Consider the following 242-nt stretch of genomic DNA (forward strand, 5'->3'; position numbering starts at 1 on the left):
TGCCCCGCCGCCGATCACAATTATTTTTTTCATATTGCTATCCTTTTCGTTTTTATTTCGCCTGGTGCTATCAATCCTGTACCAGGTGGATCGCAAATCCGCCGACTTCTTCTTTAAAATAGGCGAAAATACAGCGCCCCTGCTCATCAAAGCGCTTCGTCTCTTCCCGAAGCGTCATACCGCGGTTCACAAAGTATCGGATCGCCGCCTCGCAATCATTTACGCCAAAGCCAATATGGCCG

This window comes from Clostridium sp. CAG:43 (assembly GCF_000434655.1).
GTDB lineage: Bacteria > Bacillota > Clostridia > Lachnospirales > Lachnospiraceae > Otoolea > Otoolea fessa.